At 71.0% G+C, this 3,276-nt stretch carries 4 protein-coding genes and 1 pseudogene; 2 read left to right on the top strand and 3 right to left on the bottom strand.

The annotated features are described in order from the left end of the window. A pseudogene (locus tag AC2H6A_RS18925) lies at positions 1 to 198 on the top strand (short-chain dehydrogenase); the annotation flags it as partial. A gap of 102 nt (positions 199 to 300) precedes the next feature. Here the strand turns inward: AC2H6A_RS18925 and AC2H6A_RS18920 are convergent. Continuing rightward, a complete protein-coding gene (locus tag AC2H6A_RS18920) occupies positions 301 to 711 on the bottom strand; it encodes a PIN domain-containing protein (RefSeq protein ID WP_484275270.1) in 411 nt (136 codons plus the stop codon). Beyond that, a complete protein-coding gene (locus tag AC2H6A_RS18915; protein WP_484275269.1) occupies positions 698 to 931 on the bottom strand; it encodes an AbrB/MazE/SpoVT family DNA-binding domain-containing protein in 234 nt (77 codons plus the stop codon). Before AC2H6A_RS18915 ends, AC2H6A_RS18920 begins: the two co-directional genes overlap by 14 nt. A 98-nt stretch (positions 932 to 1,029) precedes the next feature. Here AC2H6A_RS18915 and AC2H6A_RS18910 point away from each other — a divergent pair, with 98 nt between their 5' ends. After that, entirely contained in the window at positions 1,030 to 1,998 is a 969-nt protein-coding gene (locus tag AC2H6A_RS18910) for a Bug family tripartite tricarboxylate transporter substrate binding protein (protein ID WP_484275268.1), read from the top strand. 20 nt (positions 1,999 to 2,018) lie between these two features. On the opposite strand, the gene AC2H6A_RS18905 is transcribed toward AC2H6A_RS18910, so the two are convergent. After that, on the bottom strand, positions 2,019 to 3,276 hold a 1,258-nt coding region (locus tag AC2H6A_RS18905; protein WP_484275267.1), incomplete at its 5' end, for a CaiB/BaiF CoA transferase family protein.

Here is a 3,276-nt window from a genome sequence, read left to right as displayed (position 1 = left end):
GCAAGCCGGCACAGCAGCGCGGTCACCGCCCGGGTGATCGAGGCCGGTGGCGGACACCTCGGCATCACGCAGGGCTGGCATCCCGGGCCGAGCGCGCCGCAGGTGGCGGACCCGGCGCAGGCGGGTGCGATCCTCACCGATCTGGTGGCACGGGCGCAGCCGAACATGGGGATGAACGGGAAGCCGGCGCCGATCTGACGGCGCGCGCGTGGAGGTCTGAGGTCATCGCCGATCCCGGGAGACGACCATGACGACCTGGACCCGCCGCGGCATCGCGGCGCTCGCGCGGCAACTGTCGGTTCACGCGGAACCAAAGGGGTTTCGAATCGTCAGCTGCTCATCGATGACCTGACCGTCCTGCATGTCTTCCGAGTAGAGCGTCCGGCAGCCTGCCAGCAACGCAGCCGAGACGATCAGGGCGTCATGGATGGACAGCCCATGGCGCTCCGCCACATGCAGAGCGCGGTCATGGGTTTCGATGCTGATCGGAACGACTTCGCAGACCGCGCGGAGCGGGTTCAGCGCTTCATGGATGTCGCTCCAGGGCATTCGCAGCTTTCGCGATGCGACCGCCACGAATTCGTTCAGAACCTGAACGCTGATGACGCCCCCCTGAGCGACGAGATCCTCCGCGCGGTCGGCCTTCGCCGTGTCCGCCGAGAGGAGGTAGACGATGACATTGGTGTCGAAGAAGGCGTCACCCCCGCTCATGGACTTCCAGCCGGTCGAATTTGAAGTCGATGGGCAGACGACCGCGAAACCTGCGCAGCCGGGCCAGGAGTTCGCGCGCGCCGGGTGTCTTCTCGATCGCGAAGCTGCGCTCGCCCCGAACATGGATGGCGATGTTGTCCCCCGGCTTCAGATCGAGCGCCTCGACCACGGACGCGGGAAGGCGAACCGCGAGACTGTTTCCCCACTTTGCGACCTGCATTCAGCCCTCCTGGATATACAAATGTGCATGTATATCCTACAGGATGCAGGCGTCCGTCAATGGCCTGGGCGCTCCTCGCCCGAACACGGGAGACGATCATGACGACATGGACCCGCCGCGGCATCGCGGCGCTCGCGCTCACGCTGGCCTCGGCGGGCGTGTTCGCCCAGAGCGCCTGGCCATCGCGCACCATCACCCTGATCGCCCCCTTCCCGGCAGGCGGCGTCACCGACATCGTCGCGCGCACCGTCGCCTCGCGGCTGGCCACCGAGCTCGGCGAGTCGGTGGTGGTCGAGAACCGGGCCGGGGCCAGCGGCGTGCCCGGCAGCGTGGTCGCGGCGCGCGCCGCGCCCGATGGCCACACCCTGCTTCTCGGCAACATCTCCACGCTGGGCACCAACCCGGCGCTGTTCGCGAAGCTGCCTTACGATCCGCTGCGCGATTTCACGCCGGTGAGCCTGCTGGCGATCCAGCCCCTGGTCATCGCGGTGCATCCGTCGGTGCCCGCGAACACGCTTCCGGAGCTGGTCAGGCTCGCGAAGTCGCGCCCGGGCGCGCTGAGCTTCGGCACTGCCGGGACATCGATCCAGCTGGCGGTGGAGCTGTTCAACACCCTAAACGGCACCCGCATGCTGCATGTGCCCTACAAGGGAAGCGCCCCAGCCATCACCGACCTGATCGGTGGCCAGATCCATGTGCTCTTCGACCCGATCTCATCGCTCTATCCGCAGGTGCGCGCGGGCAAGGTGCGCGGCCTGGCCGTGACCACCCGCCAGCGGGCATCGGGCGCGCCCGAACTGCCCAGCGTCCAGGAGGCGCTGGCGCGTGACTACGATGTGAGCTCCTGGCAGGCGCTGGTGGTCCCGGCGGGCACGCCGCCGGCGATCGTGCAGCGGCTGCATGCCGCGGTGGTCAAGGTGCTTCAGGACCCGGGCACGCGCGAGCAGTTCGCCAAGCAGGGCGCCACGCCGGTTCCGAGCAGCCCCGAGGAAACCGGCGAGTTCATCCGCGCCGAGATCGCGCGCTGGAAAGAGGTGGCGCGTGAAGCCGGCATCAAGCCGGAGTGACCCGGCGCCGCGATCCCGTCTCAGCCCACCACGCCCGCTTCGCGCAGCGCCGCGCGCTCGGCCACCGGCACGCCGAATTCGGCCAGCAAGGCCTGCGTGCTGCCGCCCAGCGCCGTGGTGCCGCGATACACCCCGGGCGTGCCGCCGAACACCGTGAGCGCGCCATGCCGGCGGTACGCGCCCCACTGCGGGTGCTCGGCCGGCAGGCTCAGGCCCTGATCGATCGCCTGCGGGTCGCGCAGGAAGAAGGCATCGGGCGTGGCGGCGTCGGCCTGCACGCAGCCCAGGCCGCGGCTGGCCAGCCGCGCCTCCCACCGCGCGGCCGGCGCCTGCGCGAACACCCGCGCCAGGGCATCGCTCACCGTTGCGCCGCCCGCGCAGGCGGACGCATGGTCGCGGGCCAGTGCAGGCTCGCCGGCGAACTCGCTCGCGAGCTGCGCGCGCAACCCCTCCCAGGCCGCGGCGCTCTCGATGCCCAGGAACACCCAGCCGGTCTGCGCGCGATACAGCCGCCACAGCGGATGCAGGCCGAAGCCCTCGCGATCGGGCAGCGGCCGCTCGGGCTTGCCGGGGAAGGCGATCGCGTCATCGAAGTTCGCCCAGGCGTTGGTGCCGAACATGTCGATGAAGATCGCCTGGCCGATGCCCAGGCGGCGACGCGCGGTCAGCCCGAGCAGCGCCGCCGAGCACACCACCAGCGAGGTGTTTGGATCGGGGTTGACCTCGTTGGCGCGCATCAGCCGGCGCGCGGTCTCGCGCAGCCGTGCCTCGTCCATGGCACCTGACTCGGGCGGCCCGCCGATCTGCCACAGCACCCCGCCCATGGCCGCGCCCGGGATCGGATGGGTGGAGGGCCGCAGCGCGCCCGGGCCGGCCGGGCCGTAGCCGTTGGCCGACAGATAGACCAGGCGCGGATTGATCGCGCTCAGCTGCGACCAGGCGAGGCCCAGGCGCTCGGGCACGCCGGGCCGGTAGTTGTGGATGAAGACATCGGCGCCGGCCACGATGCGCTGCGCCAGCTCGCGCGCGCGCGGCTGCTTGAGATCGAGCGCGATGCTCTCCTTGCCGGTGTTGACCCGCGCCGCGCCCAGGCCCGGCGCCATGCCACGGAAGGGGTCGCCCTCGATCGGCTCGAACTTGATCACGCGCGCGCCCATGTCGGCGAGCAGCGAGGCGCCGAAGGGCGCGGCGATGATGGTGGCGGCCTCCACCACCGTGACGCCGGCAAGCGGCGGTGGCCGACGCAGCGCGGGCGCGGCGGGCCTCGCCGCAGACGCC

This window comes from Quisquiliibacterium sp. (assembly GCF_982640115.1).
The sequence above is the reverse complement of the archived record's forward strand: the minus strand, read 5'-3'. Positions and strand labels throughout refer to the sequence as shown.

What these genes read in the sequence shown, in the direction of transcription:
- AC2H6A_RS18920 (WP_484275270.1), bottom strand. Translation starts at nt 711, where the DNA reads ATGAGCGGGGGTGACGCCTTCTTCGACACCAATGTCATCGTCTACCTC.
- AC2H6A_RS18910 (WP_484275268.1), top strand. Translation starts at nt 1,030, where the DNA reads ATGACGACATGGACCCGCCGCGGCATCGCGGCGCTCGCGCTCACGCTG.
- AC2H6A_RS18915 (WP_484275269.1), bottom strand. Translation starts at nt 931, where the DNA reads ATGCAGGTCGCAAAGTGGGGAAACAGTCTCGCGGTTCGCCTTCCCGCG.